The sequence below is a fragment of the Mucilaginibacter gossypii genome (genome assembly GCF_017569325.2).
GTDB lineage: Bacteria > Bacteroidota > Bacteroidia > Sphingobacteriales > Sphingobacteriaceae > Mucilaginibacter > Mucilaginibacter gossypii.
This window is the reverse complement of record NZ_CP071878.2, coordinates 1,155,005-1,170,529: the sequence shown is the minus strand read 5'-3', so window position 1 is coordinate 1,170,529 and position 15,525 is coordinate 1,155,005. Positions and strand designations below refer to the sequence as shown.

Annotated in this window: 15 protein-coding genes; 6 read left to right on the top strand and 9 right to left on the bottom strand. The window is 41.4% G+C overall.

What is annotated here, in order from left to right; translation table 11 throughout:
* The first annotated feature begins 89 nt into the window (after positions 1–89).
* Complete coding sequence (locus J3L18_RS05085) at positions 90–2,063, top strand: DUF3858 domain-containing protein (protein ID WP_129569787.1); 1,974 nt, start codon at positions 90–92, stop codon at positions 2,061–2,063.
* Entirely contained in the window at positions 2,063–3,973 is a 1,911-nt protein-coding gene (locus J3L18_RS05080; RefSeq protein ID WP_129569786.1) for a DUF3858 domain-containing protein, read from the top strand. Before J3L18_RS05085 ends, J3L18_RS05080 begins: the two co-directional genes overlap by 1 nt.
* Here the strand turns inward: J3L18_RS05080 and J3L18_RS05075 are convergent.
* Both J3L18_RS05075 and J3L18_RS05070 read right to left on the bottom strand, forming a co-directional pair.
* A complete protein-coding gene (locus J3L18_RS05075) occupies positions 3,960–4,088 on the bottom strand; it encodes a hypothetical protein (protein ID WP_255485375.1) in 129 nt (42 codons plus the stop codon). The genes J3L18_RS05080 and J3L18_RS05075 overlap by 14 nt on opposite strands.
* A gap of 121 nt (positions 4,089–4,209) precedes the next feature.
* Positions 4,210–4,776: a C40 family peptidase gene (locus J3L18_RS05070; protein ID WP_129569785.1), complete on the bottom strand. Its 567-nt coding sequence runs from the start codon at positions 4,774–4,776 to the stop codon at positions 4,210–4,212.
* Positions 4,777–4,935: 159 nt separating this feature from the next.
* On the opposite strand from J3L18_RS05070, the gene J3L18_RS05065 reads away from it, so the two are divergent.
* Positions 4,936–5,352 carry a hypothetical protein gene (locus J3L18_RS05065; protein WP_129569784.1) on the top strand — a complete coding sequence of 139 codons (417 nt, stop codon included), beginning with the start codon at positions 4,936–4,938 and terminating at the stop codon, positions 5,350–5,352.
* 203 nt (positions 5,353–5,555) lie between these two features.
* On the opposite strand, the gene mutS is transcribed toward J3L18_RS05065, so the two are convergent.
* From mutS to J3L18_RS05045, 4 genes are all read right to left on the bottom strand, one after another.
* The gene (gene mutS, locus J3L18_RS05060; RefSeq protein ID WP_129569783.1) at positions 5,556–8,165 is read right to left on the bottom strand and encodes a DNA mismatch repair protein MutS; all 2,610 of its coding nucleotides are present in this window, start codon (positions 8,163–8,165) and stop codon (positions 5,556–5,558) included.
* 143 nt (positions 8,166–8,308) lie between these two features.
* Positions 8,309–10,243, bottom strand: coding sequence for an LTA synthase family protein (locus J3L18_RS05055; RefSeq protein ID WP_129569782.1), 1,935 nt, complete (start codon positions 10,241–10,243; stop codon positions 8,309–8,311).
* A gap of 233 nt (positions 10,244–10,476) precedes the next feature.
* Positions 10,477–10,869 carry a KilA-N domain-containing protein gene (locus J3L18_RS05050; protein ID WP_243771473.1) on the bottom strand — a complete coding sequence of 131 codons (393 nt, stop codon included), beginning with the start codon at positions 10,867–10,869 and terminating at the stop codon, positions 10,477–10,479.
* A gap of 41 nt (positions 10,870–10,910) precedes the next feature.
* Complete coding sequence (locus J3L18_RS05045; RefSeq protein ID WP_262511174.1) at positions 10,911–11,039, bottom strand: hypothetical protein; 129 nt, start codon at positions 11,037–11,039, stop codon at positions 10,911–10,913.
* A 260-nt stretch (positions 11,040–11,299) separates the two neighbouring features.
* On the opposite strand from J3L18_RS05045, the gene J3L18_RS05040 reads away from it, so the two are divergent.
* Both J3L18_RS05040 and J3L18_RS05035 read left to right on the top strand, forming a co-directional pair.
* The gene (locus J3L18_RS05040; RefSeq protein ID WP_091162384.1) at positions 11,300–12,070 is read left to right on the top strand and encodes an oxygenase MpaB family protein; all 771 of its coding nucleotides are present in this window, start codon (positions 11,300–11,302) and stop codon (positions 12,068–12,070) included.
* Positions 12,071–12,073: 3 nt separating this feature from the next.
* Positions 12,074–12,859, top strand: coding sequence for a DUF817 domain-containing protein (locus J3L18_RS05035; RefSeq protein ID WP_129569780.1), 786 nt, complete (start codon positions 12,074–12,076; stop codon positions 12,857–12,859).
* A gap of 148 nt (positions 12,860–13,007) precedes the next feature.
* Here J3L18_RS05035 and J3L18_RS05030 read toward each other — a convergent pair whose 3' ends face one another.
* From J3L18_RS05030 to J3L18_RS05020, 3 genes are all read right to left on the bottom strand, one after another.
* Positions 13,008–13,559, bottom strand: a complete 552-nt coding sequence (locus J3L18_RS05030) for a sugar O-acetyltransferase (RefSeq protein ID WP_129569779.1) — start codon at positions 13,557–13,559, stop codon at positions 13,008–13,010.
* A 298-nt stretch (positions 13,560–13,857) separates the two neighbouring features.
* Positions 13,858–14,226, bottom strand: coding sequence for a hypothetical protein (locus tag J3L18_RS05025; RefSeq protein ID WP_189549249.1), 369 nt, complete (start codon positions 14,224–14,226; stop codon positions 13,858–13,860).
* Positions 14,227–14,259: 33 nt separating this feature from the next.
* Positions 14,260–14,826, bottom strand: a complete 567-nt coding sequence (locus J3L18_RS05020; RefSeq protein WP_129569778.1) for a DUF6252 family protein — start codon at positions 14,824–14,826, stop codon at positions 14,260–14,262.
* Positions 14,827–14,990: 164 nt separating this feature from the next.
* Here J3L18_RS05020 and ppnP point away from each other — a divergent pair, with 164 nt between their 5' ends.
* A complete protein-coding gene (gene ppnP / locus J3L18_RS05015) occupies positions 14,991–15,272 on the top strand; it encodes a pyrimidine/purine nucleoside phosphorylase (RefSeq protein WP_091162376.1) in 282 nt (93 codons plus the stop codon).
* The last annotated feature ends 253 nt before the right edge of the window (positions 15,273–15,525 follow it).

Genomic DNA, 15,525 nt, shown 5'->3' with positions numbered 1-15,525 from the left:
CTAAAATTAATCAGCAGAATAAATTTTTTAATTTATTTAATATACCAATTTATTATTTAATTTGATTATCCCTAATTATCACAATTTGCATGAACAGATTTCTTCTTATTCTTTTGATTTTCATTGCCTTATCACACCTCGCGTCGGCTCAGGACTTTGAAACCGGTATAGAAGGGCCGGAAATTGATATGGTTAAATATGATAAAGATCCGCAGGCCAACGCCGTTTTTTTAAACGAGTTTGGCAGTGTTCGTATAGATGAATACATGGACCATATCAGGCTCATTCACACCTATCATGCCAAAATTAAAATTTTCACCAAGGAAGGATTAACTCACGGTACTATAGCTATACCTATCCACAATGGCGATAACTCCGCAGAAGAAGTTAACAATGTTAGCGGGTTTACTTATTATAAAGATGATAACGGTATTATTCAAAAGGCCGAACTTGATTCAAAAAAGGTATTTACATCTAAAGATTATAAATATGGCAGCACTGTAAAGTTTGCGTTGCCGGCATTACGGCCCGGCTGCGTTATTGAATTTAAATACGAACTTATCTCACCATATTGGGACAATTTCCGGGAATGGACATTTCAGGACGATATCCCCAAAATAAATTCGCAGTATGAAGTACACATCCCGGGCTTTTGGACATTCAACGCTTCGTTACGCGGGGCGCTGAAATTAACCAAAAGTAGTTCGGAAGTTGAGCGTGAATGCTTTTCATCGGGAGGTGCAAAAGCCGATTGCTCACATATTACTTACAACATGAAGGACATTCCTGCATTTGTTGATGAAGATTATATGACCGCCCGTAAAAACTTTTTATCAGCTATATTTTTTGAGCTTGTTGAATACACCAACCCTTATAACAACGTCAAAACCGTTATGACAAAAGAATGGGGCGACGTTGACCATCAATTAAAGATATCCGATGAATTTGGCGTTCAAATGAAAAGGACCAGCTTACTTAAAGAACGCATTGGGCCGGTAATTGCAGGTAAGGCAAATGACCTTGACAAGGCAAAAGCTATTTATGCATGGATCAAAAGCCAAATAAAGTGGAATGATTATATAGGTATCTACAGCACCGATGGCGTAAAAAAATCATTGGCTACACATGCCGGCAGTATCGCCGATATTAATCTGACACTTATTACCGCGCTAAGCGCTGCTGGCCTTAACGCCGATGCCGTATTGCTTTCAACCCGCGACCATGGAATGGTGAATAACCTTTACCCGGTACTTAGCGACTTTAACTACGTTATAGCCAGGTTAACTATTGGCGATCAAACCTACCTGCTCGATGCTACCGATCCGTTATTGTCCTTCGGTTTACTCCCTCTTAAATGTATAAACGATAAGGGAAGGGTGATTAGCCTTAATAAACCATCATACTGGATAGAGTTAAGCACTCAGCAAAAAGCGGCCACCACACGGATGTTCGATCTTACACTGCTTGATAATGGAAAGCTAAAAGGTACAATAACCAATTACTACAAAGGTTACGACGCTTACGAAAAACGCAAAGTCATTAAAAAGTTTAATACTGTTGATGAATATGTTGAAGATTTTGACGAGAAACAACCTAAATTAAAAGTACTTAAGTCAGACATAGCAAATCTCGACAGTCTTGACAACCCGCTACGTGAAACCTTTGAAGTGGAGATAGATGCATTTGATAATACCAATCATGATAAGCTTGCATTTAACCCTTATTTTTGGGAAAAACGCACCACCAACCCGTTCAAACTTGCCGAACGTGATTATCCTGTTGACTGGGCCTTTGCCTCAGACAAGAGGCTTGTTTTGGTGATGCACCTGCCTGCGCAATATATCATTGAAACCCCGCCCCAGATAGTGGCGTTTTCATTACCAAACAAAGGCGGCATGTTTGCTACCACGTTTGAGAGCCAGGACAATAACAGTTTTACCTTTTCAAACATTACCCAGTTTAACAAGTCGGTTTATGATTCGGCCGAATACCCTTATCTTAAGGAGCTGTTTAATAAGATCATTCTAACGGAAAAAGGAGATATGATCTTCAAGAAAAAATAATGAAAGCATTTTTAAATACTCTTTTTATCTTTTTGGCGGTAACCTGTGTAAAAGCACAGGAAAACTACGACGTATCGCTCATTTCAAAAGACCTTTTGCCTTATGCCAGCTCAATAGTGCGTAATGAGGAAGTTACTGTTGAGGTTAAAGACTTAGATAACACACTTTGCCACGTAAAACAAGTAATAACCGTACTCAATAAAAATGGTGACGATGACGTTGATATAGCGATATGGCATGACAAAAGCCGGTATATTAAGGATATAAAAGGAATGATTTACAACCAATGGGGCAAGCCCACAGGTAAATTTTCAGAAAGCGACTTTGATGATGACAGCAATCACGATGGCTTTTCACTTTTTACCGACCTAAAGATAAAACATTATCAACCCAGGGTAAATGATTATCCTTACACTGTAAGTTATGAGTATGATGTAAAGTCAAAACAATCACTTGACCTTGAAAGCTGGCAACCTATTCCTTCGGATGGTATAGCAGTTGAAAAAAGCTCGTATACGTTAATTTGCAAACCCGATTTTAAGATCAAATACAAACAAACCAATTTATCTGTTAAACCAACAATTTGTACCAATAAACAGGGTATGCAAACATACACCTGGCAAACTAATAACCTTAAAGCTTTAAAGCATGAGCCATATAGCCCTGTTTACCGATCAATAATGCCCAGCCTGGAAATAGTGCCCGAAAAATTCATTTACCGTGGTATCAGTGGCTCATTTACCAACTGGAAAGAACTTGGGCAATGGCAATATGACAAGCTTAATGCAGGCCGCCAGCAGCTTTCGCCTCAAACTGTGGCAAACATGAAGGAGCTTACAGCATCAATAACCGATCCTAAAGCCAAAGCGCGTAAGGTTTATGAATACATGCAGGGCAAAACGCATTATATCAGCATCCAAGTAGGGATAGGCGGCTTACAACCCTTCCTGGCTTCGGATGTTGACGCTCAAAATTATGGTGATTGCAAAGCCCTCGTTAACTACACCCAGGCGTTATTAAAGGCTGTCGACATCGATTCATATTACTGCGTGGTGTATGCGGGATCATCGAAGGTAAATTTCCAGCCCGACTTTGCAAGCATTGACCAGGGCAATCATGTTATTTTATGCCTGCCTTTTAAAAATGATACCACCTTTTTAGAATGTACCAGTCAGAACATACCGTTTGGCTTTTTAGGCGATTTCACTGATGACCGTATTGTGCTGGCCTGTACACCGCAAGGTGGCAAACTCATACACACGCCAAAATACACGGCCCAGGCTAATCTTGAACAACGCAAAGCCAATTTTACATTGAGTGCCAACGGTAACCTGTCGGGTACAATGGTTACCAATTTCAAGGGCACTAATTATGAAGATCGCGATCATGTGATCTATGAATCGAAAACAGAACAGATCAAAGATCTGAAGAAGATTTATCCCATTAATAACCTTGATATTGAAAGTGCAGACCTGAAGCAGTTTAAAGTTGAACAACCATACACCACCGAAACGTTAAAAATTTCGGCTACAGACTATGGCTCGATATCTGACGGAAAAATAATTTTTCTGGCCAACCCGGCCAACCGTGTAAGTTCGCCGTTACGTGAGGTCCGTAACCGACATAACGATGTTTACATTAACCGTGGATATACCAATGAGGATGAGATCACTTATACCCTACCCGCAGGATACAAGGTTGATATGCGCCCTAAAAAAGTAAGTATCGAAAAACCTTTCGGAAAGTTTGAATCAAGTGCAACTGTAAATGGGGATAAGCTGGTATACAGTCGCAAGCTACAGATCATAGATGGTACATATAGTAAAGACACCTATCAGGACCTTGTTGATTTTTACCAGTCAATTGCGGATGTAGATAATGATAACGTTACCTTAGTTAAAGGTAACTAAATATCACGATACCGAGGATAATACCAAGCACCATGATCACATAAAGCATGATCTCGGTGCCTGCGAACCGCTTGTACTTAGTCCAGAATGAGTAATCTTGTTTTTTGTCGGCCATAACAGCGCAAAATTATTGAAAATAAACACACCAATTGGGTCAAATTTAAACGAATTACACGAATGCGATTTAAGCTTAATATTGGTGTAATTCGCAAAAAACCTTCTAAAATTTGTGTCACTTAATTCATGCTGGTGGGCACATTTTCGATTGAGCCAGCCCTTGAAAAGTATTTGTATAACGAGGGATCGCGCAGTTTTACAATGATAACCCCGCGACGTGAGCTGGCATGCACAACATACCCATTTTGCAGGTAAACACCCACATGGCTAAACTGCTTTCCGTCGAAATCAAAAAACACCAGGTCGCCTTCCTTTAGCTCGTCTTCATATTTTCGTTTGATGACGGAGATCTGCTTGCTGGTCATGCGGGGAATGGTAATACCATAAACCTGCTGTTCCAGCAAAAAAGTCAGCCCTGAACAGTCGATCCCGTCTTTATCTAATCCGCCAAATTTGTAAGGCGTACCCATCCATTGATCAATAAAAGTGTAAAGGCGACCATTTTGAATATTGCCCTTATCAACCTCCATAATTTCGGAATATTTTGAAGCGATATCAGGCGAGGGATTAACCACCTCACCCGGCTGGCCGCGCATAGCGGCCTTGCGCGAGTGACATGAACTTAATATAAATGGGGAAAGGAAAAGTATAAACAAATAAAAACTACGACGCAGGTATATGCTCATAAAGTAAATTTAGCTTTAATGTTTATTGCGGTGATGTGATTGTTTTTAACATATTAACATGAGGTGGACGTGCAGGTGTGCGGATTGCAGATATGCGGATGCCGGGTCGCGAGCAGTATAGCTCCCTAATTTTATTATCTTGCAGCATAAGATGATTTAATGAAGAAGCTATTTTTATTTATTCCCTGTTTAATTTGCAGCATTTGTTTATATGGACAAAGTCTGACTTTTGATAACCTGCACCATCTCTTGAAAGAAAAAGATCCAAATTATCTCATTGGCAAACCATTTCTATTTTCAAAGGATGCGAGGCCATATCCAGTATCCAGATTTATTAAAAACGCGTCGACCCCAAACGAAGAACTTATTGATTATAATCATAGAGGAGCAACTTATAAGTCTCCCAATAAAACTTTCATTGATGCCTTAATTAAGCAAATAAAATATCCGCTCATCCTCAAAGATGATAATGGTCAATCAACCTTTTATCAATATGGAGATACACATGTAACTATTATGATTGACGTTTACAAAAAGCCGGGCAAGGGTGGAAATATAACAATTACTGAAAAATAAACAGGGTTTGAATACCGGCCTCAGTGTGTATAAAGCACAAATGAGCCTACCATCGACAACCGCACAATACTTGCGTCAGTAAAGGAGCAAATTCTTGGCGCATAAAACTTACGAAGTTTCAAAAACTTCATAAGTTTCTAAGCTGAAGAGCGGCGTTCAACAATCTGTACATTTGCACATCTGAAATCTGCATATCAAAAAAATCAACTCTTCACCACCCTTTGAATTTCATCCAGTTTCATGAGTGCTTCAACCGGGGTTAGGGTATTTACATCAAGGTTGTTCAGCGTATCGCGTATCTTCACCAGTACAGGGTCATCTATCGAAAACATCTGCATTTGTACCGCTTGTTTCTGCACCTTACGGATACTTTCCTTAATATGCTCGCCGCCCGTACGTTCGTTTTCGAGTTTCTTTAAAATTTCATTGGCACGGGAAAGTACTTTTGAAGGCATACCTGCCAGTTTAGCCACGTGAATCCCAAAGCTGTGCTCGCTGCCACCCGGTACCAGCTTGCGTAAAAATATGATCTGCTGGCCCACTTCTTTTACCGATACGTTAAAGTTTTTAACCCGGTTAAATGAGTTGCTTAATTCATTAAGCTCATGATAATGTGTAGCAAATAAGGTTTTAGCCCTCGCTGTTGGATGGTTATGCAGATACTCGGCAATGGACCAGGCAATTGAAATACCATCATACGTTGATGTACCGCGACCGATCTCATCCAGCAAGATCAGGCTCCTGTCGCTAAGGTTATTGAGGATGCTGGCCGTTTCATTCATCTCCACCATAAAGGTTGATTCGCCGGATGAAAGGTTATCCGACGCTCCCACCCTTGTAAAGATCTTATCAACCAGGCCTATTGACGCAGCTTTAGCCGGCACAAAACAACCCATTTGGGCCATCAGTACTATTAAGCCTGTTTGCCTTAATAAAGCCGACTTTCCCGCCATATTAGGGCCCGTAATAATGATGATCTGCTGGGTTTCCGAATCGAGGTAAACGCTGTTGGTGATGTACTCCTCGCCTATTGGCAGGTTCTTTTCAATAACAGGGTGGCGACCGCCCTTAATGTCAAGTACCTTGCTTTCATTAATCTCGGGCTTAACGTAGTAGTTTTTAATGGAGATGGTTGCAAAGTTGAGCAGCACATCCAAACGGGCTATCAGTTGGGCATTCAACTGGATAGGTTTAATATACTCGGCAAGCGAATACAGCAGGTCGTTATAAAGCTGCGTTTCAAGCGCGAAGATTTTTTCTTCGGCGCCTAAAATCTGTTCTTCATATTCTTTAAGCTCGGGCGTAATATAACGCTCGGCATTAACCAGCGTTTGCTTGCGGATCCACTCGGTTGGTACTTTATCCCTGTGGGCATGGGTAACCTCCAGGTAGTAACCAAATACGTTATTGAACGATACTTTAAGCGACGGAATCCCGGTTAACTCAGCCTCACGCTTCTGGATCTCCAACAGGTAACCTTTACCGCCGAAGGCGATCTTACGCAGCCTGTCAAGCTCTTCATTAATCCCCTCGTTCATTACAGAGCCTTTTACCAGCATCACCGGTGGCTCGGGGTTTAATTCACGTTCTATCTTTTCGCAAATTAGTGCACAGGGGTTAAGCTGCTCGCCAATGGCGCGTAACGGGGCACTTTGTGATAATTCGGCTATGCGTTTAATTTGGGCTATAGCGGTCAACGCTTTTCTTAATTGGCAAACCTCGCGAGGGTTAGCTTTTTGGAGTCCAATTTTTGAGATAAGCCTTTCCAGGTCACCTATCTGGCGCAGGTATTGGAGCAGTTCTTCTCTAAGTTCTTCGTGTTCTATCAGGTATTCAACAACGCCTAAGCGGTCATTGATAGCTTTGATTTGCTTTAAAGGCATCACAATCCAGCGGCGCAGCAAACGTGCGCCCATGGGTGAGCAGGTATGGTCAAGTACATCAACCAGTGTCATGGCGTTTTCATTGGCCGAACCTACCAGTTCGAGATTGCGGATGCTGAACCTATCAAGCCAAAGGTACCTGTCTTCCTCTATCCTGCTGATGGCTGAAATGTGGCCCAGGTTGCGGTGTTCGGTTTCATTCAAATAATGAATGGCTACACCGGCAGCAATGATACCTAAATTCAGTTTATCAATACCAAAGCCTTTGAGCGATTTTACACCAAAGTGCTTAAGCAACGTTTCCGTAGCGTAATCGCCGCTGTAGGGCCATTCGTCAAGAGCATAGGTGTAGAAGCGGTCGCCATAAGTATCTTTAAAATCGCGTGTACGGCTTTTGGGATAGATCACTTCGCTGGGCGAAAAGCTTTGCAGCAGTTTATCAATATAATCGCTGTTACCCTGGGCAGTCATGAACTCGCCGGTTGAGATGTCAATCAGGGCAATACCTATCGTATTTTTTTCAAAGTGCAGCGAGGCCAGGTAATTATTGCTTTTTTGCTGAAGGATGTTATCGTTAGTGGCTACGCCGGGGGTAACCAGTTCGGTTACGCCTCGTTTAACGATGGTTTTGGTTGTCTTGGGATCTTCCAGTTGATCGCAAATGGCCACACGCTGTCCCGCACGTACCAGTTTAGGCAGGTAAGTATCCAGCGAATGGTGCGGGAAACCGGCAAGCTCAATATGTGTAGCGGCGCCGTTTGCCCGGCGGGTAAGTACGATGCCTAAAATACCGGCAGCCTTAACGGCGTCTTCGCCAAATGTTTCATAAAAATCGCCCACCCTAAACAGCAATAAAGCACCTGGATACTTTACTTTGATAGCATTATATTGCTGCATTAAGGGGGTTTCTTTGGTAGTATCTTTAGCCAAGCGGTTACTCCTTCTGTTAATCGGGTAAAGTTAATGCATTGGCAGGTGTTTTAGGGCATTGTTGAAAAGTTGGGGAAGTGTGGATATGTAGCAAATAAGTGTACCTGCCACACTGATTAGGCGTATCCGTTTCTATCGAAACCCTACTTCGCCAATAGCTTACCGTTCACAATCCTGTCTGTATAATCTTGTATCAGGGCTTTACAATCCTGCATGCCTTTTTGCATTTCGGCATTGGGTTGCGCTGTCATCAGGTTTTTTTCCAGTCCTTTGTCGGCCACGGCAAAAATGCCGGTGAAGTTTTTGCCATCAAACAGGTAGGTATAGTTACCTTGCATAAACTGGTAGATGTTACCTGTTGAGTTGATCACCCTTGGCTGCTCATCAGGATAGTTGCCTACCAAACTCCTCCCCCATGATCTGAAGGGCTTGTTATAACCAATCAAATCCGCCACAGTTGGATAAATATCCATTTGCGATGCCAGATCAGTACGCACACCTTTCAGATTATAAGCGCTGTTGGCGCTGTAAAACAGGATAGGCACAGCAAAACGGTTAACCTGCTTACTATATTCAGGATAATAGGTTTGACTGGTATGATCGGCCGTGATCACAAAAATGGTATTGTTAAACCAGGGCTGGGTCTTCGCATAATTGAAAAAAATCCGCAGTGAATTATCCGTATACTGAACACATTTATCAATAGCCAGCGGACCACCCTTAAACCTCGCTTTATATTTTTCGGGCAGCTGATATGGATCATGGGATGACAGCGTGAACAGCGTAGCCATAAAGGGCTGTGTCTGATTGCTTAGCGTACGCCCCATAAACTGGAAAAAATATTCATCCCAAATGCCCCAGATGCCGTCAAAATCTTTATCGTCGTTATATTCGGTACGGCCATAATAGTGCTGATATCCCAAAATACTGCCGAAGCCCTGGAAGCCCATCGACCCGTTGGCTGCCCCGTGAAAGAACGAAGTCTGATACCCCATGCTGTCGCAAACCGACACTATCGACTGGATCTGCTGTTTGGCATATGGCGATGAGGTAAAAGCATTTTGAAACGAGGGAATCCCCGCTAATACCGACGACATGGCATGGATTGATTGCCTGCCCGTTGCGTAGGCATTGGTAAATATCAGACTGCTGCCGGAGATTGAATCCAAAAAAGGTGTATAGGATTTAAATCCCGGTATATTAACGTCGCGGTTCATACTGCCCCAATACTCGCGGGCCATACTTTCGAGTATAATGATCACCACATTAGGCTTATTAGCCGGCTTGGTGTTGTATTGTTTTATAGGTTTGATGTTGGTTTTAATATAAGCCTCATCCGTCCAGTGCTGGAGTTTGTAGTTGTTGGTGCCCAGTGTCCTGAAAATAGCGAACGAGGTATTCAACACAATATCACCCTGGTTGGGCACCGTGATGTGTTTATAAGCATCGACCATATTAATAGGCCTGGTACTGTGTGCAAAATCGCCCCTAATGCCTCCGATAACCAGCGCCAGAATGAGCAGGAACGACATTATAGATGATAAAAAATATACTTTTTTATCCCGTGCTGCGGCAGGTGTTAGCTTCACCCGGTTATAGAGCCAGATCCAGCAAAGTGAACACAATATGAATATGATAATGACATACCAGTAGGCTTCCGAAAAATGGGTAAACAATAGTTTTTTGTTGTTCTCATCGGCCAACACATCAAGTGTTGCCCTCGTTGAACGCACCTGGCTAAAGCGATAATAAATAATATCAACAAAGTTGGTAGCGTAGGCGAGTAAATTGGTAACAAAATATAGGATAGCCATGCCCTTCTGAAAACCGGGCCGGGTGTTTACCGTTAGAGGTAAAACGCTAAGCAAGATGAATAAGCTGTTAATATAAAGCAGCGCCGTGGTATCAAAGGCCATACCGTAATAGCACAATTTGAGCAGCGCCCAAAAGCTGTCAACTGCAAACAGGTGCGTATTAAAAGTAAAGAATAATACCCTTGCAATAAAATAAAACAAATACCCCAAAAACAGCCTGTATAAAAGTACTTTATATTCGGCCAACCTCAATTTACTTTTCATGAAAAACGCATTGCTTTAGTTTCCCCAAAGACTTGACCGGCAGGGATTGATCAAATCCGAATTTCCCCGGGAGCTAATAAAAAGCGAAAGTAAAAAAAATAAGATAACAATTATTTAATGCTAAATCAACAGTGATTTAATGACATTAGATTAGCAAACCGGAGTGTTAAATATTTTTGAGAGAGGAAAACGAACCCTGGGAAAGCTGAGTCCCCTCTTTTATAAACAATATATCAAATAGCTTTCAATTGCCTGTATTGCCTTAAAGTGGCCTGGTTATTTCGTTTGATCCGGTAAGGCAGCTTTTTCAATTTTTCCTGTAATTGCATATAGGCCTGAAAATCGGCATTACCCTGTAGTTTCTTCACCAGTTTATCCAACTGATCTTCGAACTTTACAATCTGTTTATAGGCTTCGTTGTTATCTCTTAAGTTAGGCAAAAATTCCCGGATGGTGCTATACACCCAAACTTCAAACTTAGGGTTAAGCCAACCTGCAAATTTCAATGCTAAAATTTCGCACATCCATAGCCCATCCAGCTTATTCACAAATATCATGGCTTCCAGATCGGCAGAATTCTTTGTGCTGTTACCTTCAAAATTCGATTCATTAAAAGGCAAGGGCATGCTTTTCAATTCGTCAATAAAATCTTTAGTTTGTTTCAGCTTTAAAAACTCGTTGGGTTTTTACCGAAGATTTTGCCCATTTCTGTGGCATTGATCATTAAATCTTTATCGCTGATATCAAACTCAACAACCTGATTATTAAATTCAAATTCAAAAACTGCATTTACCATACGCCTGTTTTAAACTATATCCCTAATTAAAATACAAGTATACCAACAACAATTTCAAAACTATAAAAATTAGCAAAAATGTTTTAAACAATCAAAAAGCCATTAAAATTAGCAATCAATTAATAACTGAATCTGATACCAACTTTCTACCACTCTAAAATAAATCGCCTGTTTCCTATTGCAAACTCAAATCATTTTAATAACTTTGAAATACAAAGTACTTTTAAAATACAAAGTAAAAGCAACGAAAAACATATAACATGAACCTTTTTGTAGATGAAAATTCGATAGTGCGCAGGATTTGGGGCAAGGCAGATACCATCCTGTTCATTTTCGCCGGGGCCGCAGCCGAGTTTGCTTTAAATAAGGCTGTCGACTGGCTTTATTTCACGGGCAAACTTCCTGCTGATCCTTTAGCACGCCTGTTTAGCACCGTAGCCTATTCGCGGCAAATCATTTTTTCGGAACGCGATGAAGCTTTAAAGGCTATTGATAAAATAAATGCCATTCATAAAGGTGTTGAAACCGCCCGTGGTTCCCAAATACCCGACTGGGCTTATCGTGATGTGCTGTTCCTGTTGATCGATCTTTCCATCCGTTCATATGAATTACTGGAAAAGCCTCTTAGCGCAGCCGAAAAAGCCGAAGTGTTTAACGTATTTAACCGGGTTGGCGAACGAATGCAGCTAACAGGGATACCATCAGATTATCAACACTATCTTCAAATGCGCAAAGAACACCTTGAACACAATTTAATTAACAGCGCCTTCACTGCCGATTTATATCATCAGTATAAAAAACATCTTGGTTTTGCGAGGTATCAGATTCTGAAGCAGGCACAGTTGCTAACCGTGCCCACGCAGGTTAGCCAACAACTGCCGCTGGGTAAAATAGCCTGGCTTTGGCCTGTACTAAAGGTATATAAGGCAATAAAAAACCTTAAACCCGGGAAGTTTTTAAGGGATGCCCTTCTGCCGGTGCAATACAAAATCCAGATCCAGGGAATGGACCGGGCATATGCTTTAAATTAATCCATGAAAACAGCTATTAAACATTTCGGGATCTTTGTGCAGCAGCAGGCACTCTCCTGCCTGTTCCCGGTTTTGGTATTTGCCATGCTGGCACTTTCGCATTTGTTTACAGGCATTTTGCCCCGTTATGACTTTATGCTGATAGCCTGCCTGCTTATTCAGGCTGCTTTATATTACACCGGGATCGAAACTAAGGATGAAGTACTGGTAATTTGCATATTTCACCTGCTGGGTCTGGTAATGGAGCTCTTCAAAGTTCACTACGGCTCATGGGCCTATCCTGAATTTGCTTATCTGAAAATAGGCGGCGTTCCGCTATATAGCGGCTTTATGTATGCCAGCGTTGCCAGCTATATGTGCCAGGCCTGGCGGAGGCTTAACCTGCAAATACAAAACTGGCCTAACCGTTATATTGCCCGCACCATAGGTATTTTGATATACTTTAATTTTTTTAGCAATCATTTTATGCCCGATATCCGCTATGGCATAGGCGTGCTGATCCTTTATTTTTTCGGGCGGTCGGTAGTAGTTTTTCATTTACAGGAAAAAGCCTGTCGCATACCAACAATAATATCATTTATGCTTATAGGCTTTTTCATCTGGCTTGCCGAAAATATAGCTACCCGACTTGGCGCCTGGCGCTATGCCTACCAGCACCATGCCTGGACAGTAGTAAATTATCAGAAGATAAGCTCCTGGGCCTTCCTGGTAATTGTAAGCTTTATCATTGTTGCCGAACTGAAATTATTAAAAGACAGCACAAAGCCGTTACCGATGTTATCAGCTTGAACACTTTCACAATGTCAAGCTCGGTAATTTCAAGTAAAGGGGCTAAGCATAAAAGAAATTTCTTTTCTCAGCTGCTTTACGTATGTCTGAAATAGCTTGCTCCCAAAGCCGTCAAATCCGAAATCGAAATTCCGAAATTATAATGAAATCACAACTCTCTGATTACCCGGCATGGATTTCCTGCAGCAACTACATTTGCCGGAATACTTTTGGTTACCACACTTCCTGCACCTATTGTCGTATTATCACCTATGGTAACTCCAGGGCAAACAATTACACCACCACCCAGCCACACGTTGTTGCCAATAGTAATAGGTGCCGCATATTCGGGGCCTTTGATCCGTTCGGCAGCTATTACCGGGTGATAGGCTGTATAAAGCTGCACATTGGGCGCCAGGAACACGTTATCACCAAAGGCAACACAGGCACAATCCAATATAATACAGTTAAAATTCAGAAACAGGTTATCCCCGGCTATTATATTAAAGCCATAATCACAGTAAAAAGGCGATTGAATATCAATATTGCCTTTAAAGCTTCCCAGCAGTTGTTTTAACAGGGCTGTTTTGGTTTCCTTGTCATCATAGCTTGCGGCATTGTATTGTGTAAACAATTGCCGGGCTTTTGAACGGGCGGCAACAAGTTCGGCATCCCCGGCATTGTACAGTTCGCCGGATGTCATTTTTTCAAGTTCTGTCATAGGTAATGTTTGCAGGCAGGTTACATGCAAAGATAGGTGCTTAATATTTAAACCGGCAACTCATCAACAATACAAACTCTAAGTTGTATTACCAGGTCATTTACTGCAACAGGTGTGGTTAATGGGTTTGGACCTGGATTCATTTCAAATTTCAAAAACCATTCCTTTTTCGTTAAGTTATATTAATAGTTAACTTTTCATAAATAAAAAGAAAAAATATGAAAAATTTAAGAATAACAGCCGCAGCTATCGCCCTGTCATTAGCCGGCTCTTTGGTATTAGCGAACGAACACCAGACTCAAAATACCGGTGTATCAGTAACAAAGTACACATTGACCACTGATACTGTGCCAGATAAAAATAAAAAGAAACCAAAAACGCCGGTACCCACACCAAAACCAACAGATCCTGTGCCAAGTCCAACGCCGACGCCGACACCTACTGATCCAAATCGGGTACCAACTCCTGCGCCAACGCCAAACCCTTCACCAACACCCAGTACACCTAACCCTACACCGCAGCCAAATACGCCTAACCCAAGCCCTGTACCAAATACGCCAAACCCAACAACACCAAGCCCAACACCTAATCCGTCGAGCCCAACCAGGCCAAGTCCTGGCCAATAATTACGGATCGGTTTAAAAAAGAACGCCCCGGGATATTGCAACCCGGGGCGTTCATGTTATATTTTCTAATTTATTTAATTACTGACCTGGGTAAAGTTATAAGGCAGATTAGTGAATGTACCACCTAATATCTGCGACGTTTCAATAGATGCTATGGTACCATCATCATTATAGTTTACCTTTTTGGTGGTCATGCTATAGGTACCGGTTATCACATTTTTTGATGGATCTATAGAGGTAATTATGATAGAACCCGAACCTGGCTCAACCACACCTACCTGATTATAGGATGTACCGCTAGTTGACGTGAAATAAGCCATATTTACCCTGCTGGTAGCATCAACCTTATAAGTAGCCAGCGGAAAAGTATTGACATTGGTAGCATTAGCATCACTTAAAGTAATCGTCCATTTTACTCTTTTCAGGTCAGTAGTACCAACTACATTAAATGATTTTGTTTTAGCAGTAGCATCATAATTTATAGTAGCGGTAACATCATCAGGGATCCATGATGTACCATTTATAGTTGCGGCAAGTATTTGGTCGGAAGTAGTGGAAGCAGAAGTAACAACGTCCTTTTTACAGCCCTGGAATATTATAGCTGATAAAACGAACAGCATTAATAGTTGGATTTTCCTCATATATAAATTTTATGCAAATAACGATGTTTAAGAAGTAATAATCACAACCGAAATTACTTTTTTCACATATTTTAACATTCGCCAGTATGGCGGCTTTTAATAGTTAAGCCCCAATTATAATACAATTCATTTTATTTAACCATATTAGGCCGAAATTTTTAAACATGATCAACGTAAACGAATATTTTGAAGGTGCCGTAAAATCACTGGCATACACCACTCCGCAAGGGCGCTCAACTATCGGCGTTATTGAACCCGGCGAATACGAATTTGGCACATCAAGTCACGAAACCATGACCGTAATTGAAGGCAGCCTTGAAGCTTTATTACCAGGCCAAAGCCAATGGCAAACATTTACCAACGGACAAGTATTTGAGGTTGAAGCAAATACTTCATTTAAAGTTAAAACAGAAGTGCAGAGTTCGTATTTGTGTACTTACAGATAGTTGATTTTGTCTGAACTCGAATTGAACAAATTTTGAAAATTTATAGAATTTGCATAGCATCATGTTGATTCCTTAAATTCTATAAATTCGAGTTCAGACAATAATTCGAAATCAAAAGTTATAGACCTATCGACTCCCGGAGCTTTATCTATACCTTGATAAGAGATCTTTCAAAATTCAACTTTCAGACTTGCCGACTTACCGCCCCCTGACTTTTCCCCTCCCAAATCCTACTAATCACATAGGGAAACAC